We start from the raw sequence: 16,988 nt of genomic DNA, 5'->3' as shown, positions 1-16,988 counted from the left end.
CGCGCCAGCGCTTACCAGGTGAAGTAGAACATGGCCTTGGCCAGCAGCACGATCGCGACCATGTGCAGGAACACGCTGGTATGGATGATGTGCACGTAGCGGGCGTTCATGCGTCCGCTCCTGAACAGCCACATGGCCCAGAGGAAATGCCCCAGCACACTGCCCGCCAACAGGATCTTGAGCCCCAGCAGCAAACCGAAGGATGACTGCAACGGCGACGACAGCACCGGCCAATAGCGCAGCCAGACCATGCCAATGCCCGCGCCGAACAGCACCAGCAGCACCCACGGCATCAACTGCCGGGCGCGTTGGCTGATGCCTTGCTCCAGCAGCACCATGACCTTGGTGGGCAGTTGCTTGCGAATGCTCTCCAGGAACAGGACTTCGAAGAAAACCGTGCCGATGAAAACCAGCGCGGCAAACAGGTGCAAGGTCAGAAACAGCGGATAAATCATGAGCTTCCTCGGTCGCCCTCTTCAGCGGGGCGATGGTTTATTCGAGGTTATCGCGCCATCCCGAAAGTGGGGTTGATGCCAATCAAGGAAACCGCACTGCCTGCCACACCACCAAACCCTGTGGGAGATTCTATGTTGCAGGGCAACCCTGCAACATAGGCTTCGGCTGGTATTCGCTCTGATTTTTCATCAAGGCAAATGCCACCCGGCAGAGCTTGCGAGCAAGCACCACCAATGCCTGGGTTTTTGAGAAGCCTCTGACCAGGTACGACTCATAAAACGGTTTCCATCTAGGCGAGCGACATGCCGTCATTGCAGCGATATGAGCTAATCGGCGTATTTCTGGATCCCCCTTTTTGCTCAGGTATCGGGGACCATTCTTTTTTCCAGAATCATCGACCCGCAGGTCCATCCCTAAAAACGCGATAAATGCATCGCTGTCCGCAAAATCACCTCGCATAAAACTCGTCGCCAACCCAGTTGCGACCAGTTCACCAACGCCTTCGATGGCTTTGCAGCGGCCGATATTCGCCTCAATTCCCGACTCTTTGCTAACTTTTTGTAGCAACTTCTGGATGGCCTGAATCGCCTCTTTGAACGCTTTTTGCTGAGCAATCAGCGCTTTTTTTAACAAGGGTTCGTCGGCCCAGCTCAACATAAGACCGGCGTGATTCTTGACCAGCGTCGCGCGCCGATGAAGCAGGCTTTTTAATGTCGTGTAAGCCTTCGGTGGCGGGTTCCAGAGCCGCAGCTCGTGCTGTTCATTGGTCAAATACCGCGCCAGAAGACGGGCATCACAAGGATCGTTCTTAGCTCTTTGGCCGATGCCGCGACGATAGTTGCTCACCCGGTAAGCATCCACGACATAGACCTGATGACCCATCGCGTGAGCCAGCTCGACGGTATCCAGGTGATAGATATTGGTGGCTTCAACGGCAAGAGCGCTTTGGGTGGGCAACGTTTTTAGCCAGCGCTTGAGGGCTGTTCGATCATTCTTGATAGTGTCGATGGCTTGCAGATCAGAGCGATAAACAACAATTTCGGCCTTGGCTATATCGATACCAACAACCGTCTGCGAGGTAAGGATTGTCATGACGAATCCTCGGAGCTAGGGTTTAGGTGCTTGTCGGGGTCTACCTTTGCGCTGGCTTGTCTCTATCGTCGGTTTACCGATGAATTCCTTATTGGCGCTTTGGGTAGAAAGGGCGGGACGAGAAGTCTCCCACGGTCCGTACTGGCTAGAGTCGGAATCGAGCTTTTAGTCCCGCCCACCCCTTCAAGTCTAAACATACAAGCGAGCTTGCTCGCGAAAGCGTCGGATCAGTTGCATCGAGGTTGACTGGCGCACCGCTATCGCGAGCAAGCTCGCTCCCACAAGAAAGGGCATCGTCGGCGTTGAGAAAGCGTCAACAGAACGTTACTCCTGCGCAATCTCCACACAACCGCTGATCAGTTAGTCCGGCTTTTTGACACTTTCCCCGATATGCGGTCACAACTTTTGCGCTCCGCTGGGTCATAACACGAAGGTCGTCGATGGAATGTTGACGTCTACCGAGGTTTAAGCCTGATACGGAGATAAGCTCATGATTTTCAACGTACAAAATTTTGGCGCCAAAGGAGATGGCATCACCGACGACACGGCAGCCATCCAAAGTGCGATTGATGCGGCGGCCGCGGCCGGCGGTGGGCAGGTGTACATGCCGACCGGCACCTACATCGTTTCGGGGGGAGAGGAACCTTCCGATGGCTGCCTGATGCTCAAGAGCAATGTCTACCTGTACGGCGACGGCATGGGCGAGACCACGGTCAAGCTGGTCGATGGCTCCGACACCAAGATCACCGGCATCATCCGCTCGGCCTACGGCGAGGAAACCCACGACTTCGGCGTCAGCAACCTCACCATCGACGGCAACCGCGACAGCACCACCGGCAAGGTCGACGGCTGGTTCAACGGCTACATTCCCGGCGAAGAAGGCTACGACTCCAACGTCACCCTCGACAGCGTCGAGATCAAGGATTGCTCCGGGTACGGTTTCGACCCCCACGAGCAAACCGTCAACATGGTCATCAAGAACAGCGTGTCCCACGGCAACGGCCTGGACGGTTTTGTCGCCGACTTCCTCAGCGACAGCACCTTCGAAAACAACGTCGCCTACGACAACGACCGCCACGGTTTCAACGTCGTCACCAGCACCCACGATTTCACCATGACCAATAACGTCGCCTACGACAACGGCGGCAATGGCATCGTGATCCAGCGCGGCAGCGAGGACATCCCCTCGCCCAACAACATCACCATCACCGGCGGCGAGGTGTATGGCAACGGCGCCGAAGGGGTGCTGATCAAGCTCTCCAGCGAAGTGACCGTCACCGGCGTCGACATCCACGACAACAGCAGCGCCGGGATCCGCATCTACGGCAGCAACCACGTCGAAATCATCGACAACACCCTCAACAACAATTCCCTGGGCGGCGCCGTACCGGAAATCATCATCCAGTCCTATGACGACACCCTGGGCGTGTCCGGCAAGTACTTCAACGGCAGCGATAACACCATCCAGGGCAACATCATCAGCGGCAGCGACCTGTCGACCTATGGCGTGGCAGAGCGCAACGAAGACGGCACCGACCGCAACGCCATCATCGCCAACACCATCAGCCATACCAGCAAGGGCGCCACGCTGGTCTATGGCGACGGCAGCTACGTCAGTGCCACGGTGCCCATGACCACCGTGCAAGGTACGGCGGGCAACGACACCCTGCTCGGCAGCGCCGCCAACGAGATTTTCTACGGCGGCGCAGGCAACGATACGATCAATGGCGCGGCCGGTAGCGACATCCTCGTCGGTGGCGCCGGCATCGACAAACTCACCGGGGGTACCGGTGCCGATACGTTCCGGTTCGTCGCTCAGTCGGACAGTTACCGCAACGCGACCACCAGCTTCGATGACACCATCACCGACTTCGACGTCACCCAGGACAAGATCGACCTCGCCGGCCTCGGTTTCACCGGCCTGGGCAATGGCCGTGGCGGCACCCTGCAGGTCAGCTACAGCGCCAGCAACAACCGCACCTACATCAAGGACTTCGACGCCGATGCCAGCGGCAATCGCTTCGAGCTGATCCTCTCGGGCAACCTGGCCAGTACCCTGACCGCCAGCAACTTTATCTTCAACCGGGTGATCACCGGCACCAGCGGTAGCGACTCACTGCTGGGTAGCGATGCGGCCGATACCCTGCTCGGCCTCGCGGGCAACGACAGCCTCAGTGGTGGCGCCGGCGACGACAAGCTCGACGGCGGTGCTGGCATGGACACCCTCACTGGTGGCGCCGGGGCGGACACCTTCGTGTTCTCCAACCGCCTGGACAGCTACCGCAACTACAACACCGGCGGCGCCAACCTCGGCGACCTGATCACCGACTTCGACATCAGCGCCGACAAGATCGACCTCTCCGCCATGGGCTTCACCGGCCTGGGGGACGGCAAGAACAACACCGTGTACCTGGTGCTCAACAGTGCCGGCACCAAGACCTACATCAAGTCCCTGGAGGCCGATGCCAATGGCAACCGCTTCGAAGTGGCGCTGGATGGCAATTACCTCAACACCCTGACCAGCGCCAACTTTGTCTTTGCCACCACCTCGCCGACCAACCAGGCGCCGGTACTGGCGACGCCGCTGCTGGACCAGAACGCGACCGAAAACACCCCGTTCAGCTACGTGGTGCCGGCCACCAGTTTCACCGATCCGGACAACGACAGCCTGAGCTACACCGCCAAACTCGCCAATGGCAGCGCCCTGCCCAGCTGGCTGGTCTTCGATGCCGCCACCCGCACCTTCAGCGGCACGCCACCCGACACTGCGTCGGGCACCTACGCCATCCAGGTCACCGCGAGCGACGGCAGCAACGCCACCGTCAGCGACAGCTTTACCCTCGCCGTGCAGGACGTTCCCACCGCCATTGTGATCAATGGCACGCCGAACAACGACACGCTGACCGGCACCGCAGCCAATGAGCAATTGTTCGGTGGCGCGGGCAACGACACCCTCAATGGCGGCGCCGGCAACGACATCCTGGTCGGCGGCACCGGGGTCGACAAGCTCACCGGCGGCACGGGGGCCGATGTATTCCGCTACACCTCGAAACTCGACAGCTACCGCACCAGTTCCACCAGCGCCAGTGACCAGATTCTCGACTTCGACCTGACTGCGGACAAGATCGATGTCTCGGCGCTTGGCTATACCGGCCTGGGCAACGGGCTCAACGGCACCCTGCAAGTCACTTACAGTTCGTCGACCAACCGCACCTACCTCAAGGACCTGACGGTCGATGCCAACGGCAACCGGTTTGAGGTCTCGATGGCAGGCAACTTCCTCAGCAGCCTGACGGCCAGTCACTTTGTCTTCGCCGACCAGACCAACCCAACCAACGTGGCGCCGGTCGTCGCTACCCCACTGCTGGACCAGAACGCCAGTGAAAGCACGCCGTTCAGTTACACCGTGGCCAGCAACAGTTTCACCGACGCCAACCAGGATGTGCTGACCTACACCGCGACCCTCGCCAACGGCAACGCCCTGCCCGCCTGGCTGAGTTTCAATGCCACCAGCCTGACCTTCAGCGGTACCCCGACCAGCACTGCGGCAGGCAACTACGACGTGCTGGTCAAGGCCACCGACCCCTCGGGCGCCTCGGTCAGTGACAACTTCGCCCTGGTGGTGGCCGATGCGCCCGCCAACACCATCACTGGTACCAACAATGCCGAAACCCTCAACGGCACGACCGGCGCGGACCTGATCCTTGGCCTGGGCGGCAACGACACGATCAAGGCCGGCACCGGCGCGGACATCGTCGACGGTGGTGCCGGACGCGATTCGCTGTACGGCGGTGACGGTGCCGACACCTTCCGCTACAGCAACCTCTCCGACAGCTACCGCGACTACGACACCGGGGGCGTCACGGCCACTGATACGATTTATGACTTCACCGTCGGCGTCGACAAGATCGATGTCTCGGGGCTGGGCTTTCTCGGCCTCGGCGATGGCAGCAACGGCACGCTGTACATGACCCTGAACGCGGCTGGCGACAAGACCTACATCAAGTCCGCCGAAGCCGATGCCGACGGCAATCGCTTCGAGATCGCCCTCAACGGCAACTACCTCAACACCCTCACCGCCAGCGACTTCGTCTTCGGCGAGCGCGCCCAGCAGGACATTCTCTACCTGCCGACCCTCGGCCAATCCAATGCCCGCCTGCTGCGCATGACCGAGGACGACAACCAGTCCGGCACCTCGATGCTGGTCAATGACCTGAACCGCTACACCACCTATGACGTGCGCAGCCAGTTCACCGATGCCGACGGCAATGGCATCGACATCGCGGTGGGCGGCAGCACGGTCAACGGCCTGTCCACACTCAGCCCCGAGGAGCTCCAGTTGTGCTGGTGGCTGACCGACACCAACCAACCCGGGCCAGCACTGTTGCGGGCGGTGACGTTGCTGCGCGACCAACGCACCGAACTGCAGGCGATCGATAACGTCACCATGGGCATCATATGGGGCCAGGGCGAGGAAGCCGCCCAGGAAATCGCCCGCGCCACCGACAAGGCAGCGGCAGCAGCGGCCTACAAGGCCGCGACCCTGAAGGTGTTCGACTACTTGCACGCCCAATTCGGCAACTTCAGCGTGTACCTGATGGAAACCGGTCACTACGAGGAGGATGCGGCCCGAGCCCGGGGTTATTCGGAAGAGAAGATCGCTTCCATCGTCGAGGGCGTCGGTTATGTGCGCGCCGCCCAGGAGGCCATCGCCGCCGAGCGCGCCGACGTCAAGCTGGCGGTGGACTACACCGACCTGCCCTTGCGCTACGAAGTCGACCCGCTGGTGTACCCCGATGACGTCTGGCACCTGCACGAGGAGTCGGCGGAAATCGTCGGCCAACGCCTGGCGGACTACATTGCCGATGACCTGGGCTTCCAAGGCGATCCCAACGACAACAACAGCGTGCAGGACATCTTCGACAACGCCCAGAACCAGGGTGGGATGATCTCCGGTACCGACCAGGACGACACTCTGGTGGGCAGTTCGGGCAACGACACGCTGAACGGCGACCTGGGCGCCGACACCCTCACCGGCGGCGACGGCAACGACATCTACGTGGTCGACAATGCCTTCGACAGCGTGGTGGAAACCAACACCTCGCTCTCGCAGATCGACACAGTGCAAGCCTCGGTCAGTTGGACCCTGGGCGCCAATCTGGAAAACCTGGTGCTCACCGGTGTGTCGGACATCGACGGCACCGGCAATGAACGGCGCAATTTCATCACCGGCAACGCCGCCAATAACGTGCTGGACGGCGCCGCAGGGGCCGACAGCATGAGCGGTGGCGATGGCAACGACAGCTACTTTGTCGACAACGCCGATGACAGCGTGATCGAGACCAACAGCAATACCGTGAGCGGTGGGATCGACAGCGTGCACAGCAGCCTCGCGGCCTATACCTTGGGCAACAACGTCGAGAACCTGTATGTCGATAGCACCGGCGCCGCCAATGGCACCGGCAACGCGCTGGACAATACGCTGTTCGCCGGGGCCGGCAACAATGTACTGGATGGACGCGATGGCATTGACACGGCGAGCTTTGAACGCGCGCTGTCCAGCGTGACCGTCAACCTCTCGACGTCGGCGCAACAGAACACCGTGGGGTCTGGGCTCGACACTTTGAAATTCATCGAGAACCTGAAGGGAAGCGCCTACGCCGACACGCTGTCGGGCAACAGCGCGGCGAACGTCCTCGACGGAGGGGCCGGCAACGATACTCTGGTGGGTGGTTCGGGCGATGACCGGTTGATCGGCGGCGCAGGCACCGACAACCTCACCGGAGGCACGGGTGCGGACACCTACGCATTTGGTGCGCTGTCGGACATGGGCGTGGGAGCCCTGCGCGATGTGATCAACGGTTTCAAGAGCGCGGAGTTCGACAAGTTGGACCTCACCGGCCTGGACGCCAACCCGCTGACCGCCACAGTCGATGCCTTCACGTTCATCGGCAGCAACGCCTTCGACCCCACCAACGCCACCGGCCAACTGCGCTTCGTCGATGGCATCCTCTCCGGCAGCACCAACGCCGACACCACCCCGAGTTCGAATTCGAACTGGTCGGCGTCAAGGAGCTGCACGCCAGCGACTTCACCGCCTGATTGCCCCCTGAGCAGGCTTGCCGCAATACAGCATGGATGCTGACCGACCCACCGCTATCGCGAGCAAGCTTTGCTCTCACTGGGGATTTTTGTTGGCAGTGAAATCGCAGGCTGGCACCGATCCAAACTGTGGGAGCAAAGCTTGCTTGCGATGACGGCGGCACATCCAACATCAAGGCAGACTGACACGCTGCTATCGCGAGCAAGCTTTGCTCCCACAGGGGATTTTTGTTAGCAGGGAAATCGCAGGCTGGCACCGATCCAAACCGTGGGACCAAAGCTTGCTTGCGATGACGGCGGACATCCAACATCAAGGCAGACTGACACGCTGCTATCGCGAGCAAGCTTTGCTCTCACTGGGGATTTTTGTTGGCAGTGAAATCGCAGGCTGGCACCGATCCAAACTGTGGGAGCAAAGCTTGCTTGCGATGACGGCGGCACATCCAACATCAAGGCAGACTGACACGCTGCTATCGCGAGCAAGCTTTGCTCCCACAGGGGATTTTTGTTAGCAGGGAAATCGCAGGCTGGCACCGATCCAAACCGTGGGACCAAAGCTTGCTTGCGATGACGGCGGACATCCAACATCAAGGCAGACTGACACGCTGCTATCGCGAGCAAGCTTTGCTCCCACAGGGGATTTTTGTTGGCAGGGAAATCGCAGGCTGGCACCGATCCAAACTGTGGGAGCAAAGCTTGCTCGCGATGACGGCGGCACATCCAACATCAAGGCAGACTGACCCACCGCTATCGCGAGCAAGCTTTGCTCCCACTGGGGACTTTTGTTGGCAGGGAAATCGCTGGCTGGCACCGATCCAAACCGTGGGAGCAAAGCTTGCTCGCGATGACGGCGGCACATCCAACATCAAGGCAGACTGACACGCTGCTATCGCGAGCAAGCTTTGCTCCCACTGGGGATTTTTGTTGGCAGGGAAATCGCAGGCTGGCACCGATCCAAACCGTGGGAGCAAAGCTTGCTCGCGATGACGGCGGCACGTCCAACATCAAGGCAGACTGACACACCGCTATCGCGAGCAAGCTTTGCTCCCACTGGGATTTATGTTGGCAAGGAAATCGCAGGCTGGCACCGATCCAAACCGTGGGAGCAAAGCTTGCTCGCGATGACGGCGGCACATCCAACATCAAGGCAGACTGACACGCTGCTATCGCGAGCAAGCTTTGCTCCCACAGGGGATTTTTGTTAGCAGGGAAATCGCAGGCTGGCACCGATCCAAACCGTGGGACCAAAGCTTGCTTGCGATGACGGCGGACATCCAACATCAAGGCAGACTGACACGCTGCTATCGCGAGCAAGCTTTGCTCCCACTGGGGATTTTTGTTGGCAGGGAAATCGCAGGCTGGCACCGATCCAAACTGTGGGAGCAAAGCTTGCTTGCGATGACGGCGGACATCCAACATCAAGGCAGACTGACACACCGCTATCGCGAGCAAGCTTTGCTCCCACAGGGGATTTTTGTTGGCAGGGAAATCGCAGGCTGGCACCGATCCAAACTGTGGGAGCAAAGCTTGCTTGCGATGACGGCGGACATCCAACATCAAGGCAGACTGACCCACCGCTATCGCGAGCAAGCTTTGCTCCCACAGGGGATTTTTGTTGGCAGGGAAATCGCAGGCTGGCACCGATCCAAACCGTGGGAGCAAAGCTTGCTCGCGATGACGGCGGACATCCAACATCAAGGCAGACTGACCCACCGCTATCGCGAGCAAGCTTTGCTCCCACAGGGGATTTTTGTTGGCAGGGAAATCGCAGGCTGGCACCGATCCAAACTGTGGGAGCAAAGCTTGCTTGCGATGACGGCGGACATCCAACATCAAGGCAGACTGACACACCGCTATCGCGAGCAAGCTTTGCTCCCACTGGGATTTATGTTGGCAAGGAAATCGCAGGCTGGCACCGATCCAAACCGTGGGAGCAAAGCTTGCTCGCGATGACGGCGGCACATCCAACATCAAGGCAGACTGACACACCGCTATCGCGAGCAAGCCCGCACACAGGGATAAGTTGCAAACTTGAACCCTGGATTGTCTAGAACAAACTCTGCACCTGCTCCAGTACCGCGCGGTTCATCTGGCCGGTGTGGGTGTGCAGGCTCACATAGCTTTGCAGCATGTCGAGCTTGGTATTAAGCAGGTCTCGGCGGGCCTGGAACAGCCGCTGCTGGGCGTCAAGAATATCCACCGTGGAACGCACGCCGCCCTGGAAGCCTTTTTCCGTCGAGGTCAGCGCACGCTGATTGGACTCCACCGCCCGCTGCATCGCCTTGCTCTTGGCAAACCCGGCCACGACGCCCAGGTAATCGGTCTCGATATCTTCGGCCAGTTGCTGGCGTTGCACGTCGTAGTCGGACTGGGCGCCGGCCAGTTGCGCTTCGGCCTTGGCCACCGAGGCCCGTACCGCCCCGCCGCGATACAACGGAATATCCAATTGCACCCCCACGTAATAGGTGTCCTGGCGCGGGTCGAGTTCCTGGTATTGACGGGTTTCCCGGCGGGTCAACTGGGTGGTCAGCGACAAGGTTGGATAATGCCCGGCACGCTGGCTGTCGGCCTGGGCCTCGGCCACTTTCACCGCCGCCAGCCGAGCGGCCAGCTCGGGGCTGGCTTCACGGGCAATCGCCGTCCAGTAAGGCAAGTCCTGCTCAGGCGGGATCGGGCTACCGGCGGCCAATTCTTCGCGCATCGGCTGAATGTCATCGATGGGCACGCTGGCGCGCCCGGACAAGGCCCGCAACGCCGCCACGCGGCGCGCCTGGGCTTCAGCCTCTTGGGCTTGCACCAGATCGAGCCGTGCCTGGGCTTCGTCGATATCGGTGATCGCACCTTGGCCGCCTTCATAAAGCTTTTTACTTTGAACGACCAAGCCTTGGATCGCGCTCTTCTGCTGGACGATCAACTTGATCTCGTTCTCGGCCCGGGCGACGTCGAAATACCCCTTCGCCACCCGGTCATACAGGGTCTGGCCGGCCACATCGAACACCTGGGTGCCCAGTTGACCGCGCGCCTTGCCCTCCTGATAGGCCGCCCAGCGTGCCTTGTCGTAGAGCGGCTGTTGCGCCGCCAGGGTCACGTTGTTCGCCTGGTAATCATTGCTGTTGACGTAGGTGCTGTCGTCACCGCCGTCGGTCCGCCCGCCGTAGCCGTAGCGCGAGGTCAGCGACACTTGCGGGTAAAGGCCGCCACGCCCGATGTCCTCTTCATGCCGCGAAGCTTCAAAAGCGTGGGCAGCCGACTGAACGGTCGGATCGTTGAGGCGCGAGGCATCATAAGCGGCGGTCAGGCTCAGGCCCCCCTCGGCGGCCCACACCGGATTGAGCGCCGCCCAACCCGCACACAGGCTCAGCAATACACGCAAACGGTAGCGGCAACGATCGACCATGCTCATTCCTCCTTGAAGGCTGCAAGCAAGCGTTCACGCAAAGGCTTCATCAGGTAATTCATCAAGGTGCGCTCGCCCGTCACCACCGTGACATCGGCGAGCATGCCCGGGCGCACCAGCAGGCCGGCGCTCTGCAACGCAACCACGGTGTCGGCGGGAATCTCGACCTTGGCGGAGAAGTACGGTTGATGTGTCTGCTCATTGATCAACTGGTCCGCCGACACCGTCGTCACCGTGCCGGTGACCGTCGGCGTATCCACCCGTTGCAGCGCCGTGAAATGCACATGCACCGGCAGGCCCGGACGCAGCTTGTTGGCCATCAGCGGCTCGAAACGCGCGGTGATCGCCATCGGTGCATCCAGCGGCACGACCTGCATCAGGGTCTGGCCGGCCTGCGCAACGCCGCCGACGGTATGAATGCTCACGTCCATGACCTGCCCGGCCACTGGCGCACGGATCGCACCGTTGTCGACTTCAAACTGCAAGGCGCGAATCTGGTCGGCATAACCGGCGGCCTCGGCCGAGACTTCGCTGAGCTGGGTTTCGGCATCACGGCGGAACTCCTGCTGCGCCTGCAAGGCCTTGAGCCGGCTTTCATTGATCGCCTGGCGAGTCCTGCCGACATCACCCACCCCAGAGGCGATCTGCCCCGCCAACTGGGCCGCGTTGCGCTCGGCCTCGAAGAGTTTGTTGCGCGGAACGTAGCCTTCCCGGGCCAAATCGCGCAGGCCTTCAAGCTCCTGCTGCTGGAAGCGCATCTGCGCATCGTAGTTGCGCTTGACGCCTTCGTAGCCAAGCAATTGCTGCTGCAAGGCCGCGGCTTCGTGCTCGATGATCTGCAAGCGGCTGCCCAGCTCCGCGCGGCGGGTGATGAACAACTGGCTCTGCAAGGCCATGGCCGCCTTGACTCGCGGTTCGTCGGCGTGGGCCAGCAGTTCCGCGGGCCATTGGATCTCGGCATTGCCCAGACGCTCGGCAATCAAGCGCGCCTCGATGCTGCGATCATTGAGGAGCTTGCCCAGGGTCACGTCCAGTTGCGATTGCGCCTGCACCGTATTGAGCTGCACGAGCAATTGCCCTTGGGTGACGCGGTCGCCATCGCTGACCAGCAGCTTTTCCACCACCCCGCCGACCAGCGACTGCACGGCCTTGCGCTCCCCTGCCACCACCACGGTGCCGCTGCCTACCACCCCTTGGTCGAGCGGCGCCAGGCAGGCCCAGAGCAGGAAACCGCCCAGCGTCAGGACCAGGAATCCCACGCCATAACGAGCCGCGCTTCCGGCGTCGGTACTGGCGCTGGGCAGCGTCGTGGTGCTGCGCACGCTCAACCCTTGCTCGCTGTACGCTTGTGCCCCTGGAGTCAGATCACGCATCGCCGCCCGCCTCCCTGACCGCGGCCGGCCTGGGCCCCGGCATCAATGCCTTGAGCACCCGGTCCCGTGGGCCGAACGCTTGTTGAGTACCGTCCTTGAGCACCAGGATGTGATCGACCACCGCCAGCACACTGGGGCGGTGAGTAATCAACACCACGGTGCTGCCGGCCGCCTTGAGCGCACTGATAGCCTGCACCAGCGCCAGCTCACCGGCGTCATCGAGATTGGAGTTGGGCTCATCGAGCACGATCAGCGATGGCCGTCCGTAGAGCGCGCGAGCCAGGCCCAGGCGTTGTTTTTGCCCACCGGACAAGCCAAGCCCACCAGGGCCCAACGGCGTGTCGTAGCCCTTGGGAAAGCGCAGGATCATTTCGTGGATCCCGGCATGACGCCCGGCGGCGATGATCTTGTCGGCGTCCTGCTCACCGAAGCGGGCGATGTTGTCGGCAACCGTGCCATCGAACAACTCGATGTCCTGTGGCAGGTATCCAAGGTACGGCCCCAAGGCGTCGTGGGACCATTGGCTGATCTCGGCATCGTCCAGGCGCACCGACCCGCCCATGGCCGGCCAGACCCCAACCAAGGCGCGCGCCAGTGTCGACTTACCACTGGCGCTGGGCCCGACCACGGCAAGCACATCGCCCTTGGCGAGGCTGAAATTGATCCCGCGCAGGATCGGCTGCGAAGCACCTGGCGGACCGACATACAGCTGTTCCAGGCGCACCGCGCCGGTGGGTGGCGGCAACGGCATGCGCAGACGCTCGCGCGGATGTTGGGCCAGCAATTGGCTCAGGCGCTGGTAGCTCTGGCGTCCGGCGTTGAATTGCTTCCACGAGCCGATGGCGATTTCCACGGGCGCCAGGGCTCGCCCCAGCAACAGCGACATCGCAATCATCATGCCCGCCGACAGTTGGCCTTCAAGCACCAGCAAAGCGCCCAGCCCCAACGCCAGGGACTGCCCGGAGATACGCACGAAACGGGTCGTCGAGGTGATACGCGCGCTGCGGTCGCTGGCATGGGCCTGGGCGGCAATGATCCGTTGCTGCAACAGGCTCCAGCGCTGACGCAGCGGCCCGAGCATGCCCAGGGCCTGGATGACTTCGGCATTGTGCAGTGTGCTGTTCACATAGATCGACGACTGCACCCCCAGCCGATTGGCCTCCCCCAGGCGCGCTCGCGTCGCCAGTTCTCCCCACAACGCCAGGCCGATCAGCACCAAGGCCAACACCAGTGTCAGCACGCCGAACCAGGGGTGAAAGATGAACGCCACCAGCAGGAAGATCGGCAGCCAGGGTGCATCGAGCAAGGCGATCAGGCCCTGCCCGGTAATCAACTGGCGTAGCGTCGCCAGGTCGGTGAGCACCTGCGCCGGGTTGGCGTTGTGCTCGCGCAGGCTGCGGGCAAAAGCGGCGTCGAAAATCCGCTCGCCCAGGGCTTCGTCCAGCCCTGCGCTCATGCGAATCATCACCTCGCCACGGACCCACTCGATCAGGGCACTGAACATGAACAGTCCCAGGGCCATCAAGGTGAGCATGAACAAGGTGGTTTCGTTGCGGCTGGTCAGGACCCGGTCGTAGACCTGCATCATGTAGAGCGACGGCACCAGCACCAACAGATTGATCACGCCACTGAACAATGCCAGCGCCCAGAACACCCGGCGGTAGCTCAATAAGGCAGCATCAATGTCATGACGCGGATCGAGTAGAAACCCCATGGGAAATCGCCTGCAAGAGAAATGGTCGGTCCAGGACGCAATCCATCGCAAGGCTCTTTTTCCCGAGAGTGATCGAGAAAAAACTATCCAGCTGGCGCGCTGTTATCAGGGGCGATCCTCATCCCTACAGGCGCCAATTACTGACAACGCAGCCGCGGGTTAGTGCCGGTTTGCAGGGGTGTGCTTGCAAGTGGGTGACAGGCGGACGGGCCGCGCTTCGAGACGAAGCTTATTGCCTCTCGAATGGGCCAAAAAAGCGGTTTTGTTGACGCCAGTAACGTGGCGTCAACAGGGTGAAAACAGCACGGCTAGCCGAGGGAAACGACCCGTTCAGGCTGGGGCGAATGCCGCGACGTCACCAGGCCGACAAAGGAAATGACCAGCGCCAGGCCCAGGGTGGTACTGACCTCGCTGCGGTGCTCGGGCGTGATCATCATGACTGCCAGCGCCGCCGAGATGAACACGATGACCAACCAGGTCAGCCAGGGGAACAGCCACATGCGAAAAGGCAGCTCGATATTCTGCCGTTGCAACATCCGGCGCATGCGCAGCTGCGAGATGGCGATCACCAGATACACCAGCAACGCGATGGCGCCGGAGCTGGCGAGCAGGAACTGGAACAGGCCGGCGGGCATGAAGTAACTGAACAAGGTGACGCCCGCGCCGAGCACGGTACTGGCAATCACCGCAGACCTTGGGACACCGGCCGAAGACGTGACCTTCAAGGCCTTTGGCGCATCGCCGCGACGCCCCAGGGAGTACAACATTCGCGAGGCGATATAGATCGAGGAGTTCATGCAACTGGCCACGGCGATCAGCACCACCACATCCACCAGGAATTTGGCGTGGGGAATGTTCATCAGCTCCAGCGCTCGCTGGTAGGAACCCACTGAAGCCAGGAGTGGATCGTTCCAAGGCACGACGGAAATGACCACGAAGATCGACAGCAGGTAAAACACACCGATGCGCCAGATCACCGAACGGGTGGCCTTGGCAATGTTCTGCGCAGGGTTGTCGGATTCGGCGGCTGCGATGGTCACCGCCTCCGTACCGATGAAACTGAACATGATGGTAATGAACGCGCCCACCACCGCCGACAGACCGTTGGGGGCGAACCCGCCATGCTCCTCCATCAAGCGACTCAGGCCGCTGGCTTCGCGCTCGGGAATCCACCCCATCAGCACCGCGAAACCCAGGGAGATGAAACCGATGATCGCCACCACCTTGGCCATGGCAAACCAGAACTCGAACTCGCCGTATTTGGACACACTGAACAGATTCGTCACCGCCAGCAGCACGATCGACACCGAGGCGAACAACCAGGCATCGACGGCGGGAAACCACTGGTTCAACACATGACCGGCGGCCAACGCTTCGATGGGAATCACCAACACCCAGAACCACCAGTAGAGCCAACCGATGGTGAAGCCTGCCCAGCGTCCGATGGCCTGGTCGGCATAGGTGGAGAAGGAGCCGGTGTCCGGATTGGAGACCGCCATCTCGCCCAGCATGCGCATGACCAGGACCACCAACAGCCCGGAAAACAGGTAGGCCAGCATGACGGCCGGGCCGGCGGCGGCAATGGCATGGCCCGATCCCACGAACAGACCCGCACCGATGATTCCGGCGATGGACAGCATGGTGACGTGACGAGGCTTGAAGCCCTGTGCCAAATGGCCGTTCGAATCCTTGAAGCTGGGGCTGGTCATTTTTTTATTCTCTTGTGATCGAACATTGAGACGCGCGCAGGGACAGTCGGTGCTTCTGGTATTCCCGCCCCTCCTGGAAGCGGTACCTCTTGGTCGGGTTGATCCACCCTGGGCGAACGTGCGCACTTGCGGTGAAAAGTCGCGCCACGTTACCTGCCTTCCCTCCCGAGTTAGTTACCTGAACGCGCCATCCCCGTGCCTGATTTCGCCAAGTGGGGCATGGCGTTTTGCCGCTTGCCAGGTGTCTGGATCGCGGTATTCAGCCGCGTCCTTGAGGGGAGCCATGAAATAAACCCTTTAAAAACTTTACTGGGTTAAGTATTTTGCATGCCTATACCCGGCCTGTTGTTAACCAGGAACCCTGTGGGAGCGAGCTTGCTCGCGATGGCGGTATTTCAGTCGACTTCAATGCAGCTGATCCAACGCTATCGCGAGCAAGCTCGCTCCCACAGGGCTGGTGCGCCAAGGCCTTTAACCGCTGCTTTCTTTCCAACAAGGACCTCCCGTGAGCGGACTGCGTGAACGTCAAAAAGCCGAACGCCGCCAAGCCATCAGCAAGGCGGCGGTCGAACTGTTCGAGCGCCAGGGTTTCCAGAACACCACCATCGAACAGATCGCCAGCCAGGCCGGCGTATCGGCGCCTACCGTCTTCAAGTACTTCGGCAACAAGCAGGAGATCATCCTGGAGATCCTGCACGACGCCGACCAGCGCGCACTCACGGACACCCGCAACCAGATCCCTGAAATCGAAGACCCGGTCGAAGCACTGTGTTATCTGGAACGGCTGTTGACCGGTTACGCGCTGGAGGTCATGCATCCGAGCCTTTGGCGCGAGTTGCTGCCGCTGATTCTGTTTGGTGGCGACAACGGGCTGCCGGAGGGTTATCGCGCCATGAACGATGCGCTCAGGGCCGAAATCAGTGGGCTGATCAGGGAATTGCAACAGGCCGGAAAGCTGCGCGCCGACCTCGACGTCGACCTCGCCGCCTTCCTGTTGAACGACTATTCGCACTTGCAGCTGTTCCGGTTGGTCAACCAGGAACAGCCGGACATCGAGGCACACTCCACCCAGGTCCGGCGTATCACCGAATTGCTCTTCCTGGGCATGCGCGCCTGAGCGAACACCCCACCGATACGGACCCGGC

General features: G+C 61.0%; 8 protein-coding genes and 1 pseudogene. 3 read left to right on the top strand and 6 right to left on the bottom strand.

The window, feature by feature from the left end; genetic code table 11:
* Positions 1-11 precede the first annotated feature (11 nt).
* Both KI235_RS14290 and KI235_RS14285 read right to left on the bottom strand, forming a co-directional pair.
* On the bottom strand, positions 12-455 hold the full coding sequence (locus tag KI235_RS14290; RefSeq protein WP_212795832.1) for a hypothetical protein: 444 nt from the start codon (positions 453-455) through the stop codon (positions 12-14).
* A 130-nt stretch (positions 456-585) separates the two neighbouring features.
* Positions 586-1,548 carry an IS110 family transposase gene (locus KI235_RS14285; RefSeq protein ID WP_013692479.1) on the bottom strand — a complete coding sequence of 321 codons (963 nt, stop codon included), beginning with the start codon at positions 1,546-1,548 and terminating at the stop codon, positions 586-588.
* Positions 1,549-2,038: 490 nt separating this feature from the next.
* Between KI235_RS14285 and KI235_RS14280 the strand changes: the two are divergent.
* Both KI235_RS14280 and KI235_RS14275 read left to right on the top strand, forming a co-directional pair.
* Positions 2,039-7,650, top strand: a pseudogene (locus tag KI235_RS14280) (putative Ig domain-containing protein).
* A gap of 1,251 nt (positions 7,651-8,901) precedes the next feature.
* Positions 8,902-9,603 (top strand): hypothetical protein, encoded by a 702-nt coding sequence (locus KI235_RS14275; RefSeq protein WP_212795831.1) that lies wholly within the window; start codon positions 8,902-8,904, stop codon positions 9,601-9,603.
* Positions 9,604-9,697: 94 nt separating this feature from the next.
* Here the strand turns inward: KI235_RS14275 and KI235_RS14270 are convergent, their stop codons facing one another.
* The 4 genes from KI235_RS14270 to gabP form a co-directional block, all read right to left on the bottom strand.
* The gene (locus tag KI235_RS14270) at positions 9,698-11,047 is read right to left on the bottom strand and encodes a TolC family outer membrane protein (RefSeq protein ID WP_013693241.1); all 1,350 of its coding nucleotides are present in this window, start codon (positions 11,045-11,047) and stop codon (positions 9,698-9,700) included.
* A 2-nt stretch (positions 11,048-11,049) separates the two neighbouring features.
* A complete protein-coding gene (locus KI235_RS14265) occupies positions 11,050-12,420 on the bottom strand; it encodes an HlyD family type I secretion periplasmic adaptor subunit (RefSeq protein WP_003201394.1) in 1,371 nt (456 codons plus the stop codon).
* Positions 12,413-14,134, bottom strand: coding sequence for a type I secretion system permease/ATPase (locus KI235_RS14260; RefSeq protein WP_003201392.1), 1,722 nt, complete (start codon positions 14,132-14,134; stop codon positions 12,413-12,415). The genes KI235_RS14265 and KI235_RS14260 overlap by 8 nt, the downstream gene beginning before the upstream one ends.
* Positions 14,135-14,442: 308 nt before the next feature.
* Positions 14,443-15,843, bottom strand: a complete 1,401-nt coding sequence (gene gabP, locus KI235_RS14255; protein WP_003201391.1) for a GABA permease — start codon at positions 15,841-15,843, stop codon at positions 14,443-14,445.
* Between the two features lie 505 nt (positions 15,844-16,348).
* Between gabP and KI235_RS14250 the strand changes: the two genes are divergently transcribed.
* Entirely contained in the window at positions 16,349-16,960 is a 612-nt protein-coding gene (locus tag KI235_RS14250) for a TetR/AcrR family transcriptional regulator (protein ID WP_003201389.1), read from the top strand.
* The last annotated feature ends 28 nt before the right edge of the window (positions 16,961-16,988 follow it).

Source organism: Pseudomonas sp. St386 (assembly GCF_018325865.1).
In the GTDB taxonomy this organism is placed as follows: domain Bacteria; phylum Pseudomonadota; class Gammaproteobacteria; order Pseudomonadales; family Pseudomonadaceae; genus Aquipseudomonas; species Aquipseudomonas brassicacearum.
Note: the sequence above shows the minus strand (reverse complement) of the source record. Positions and strands in the feature narration are given on the sequence as shown.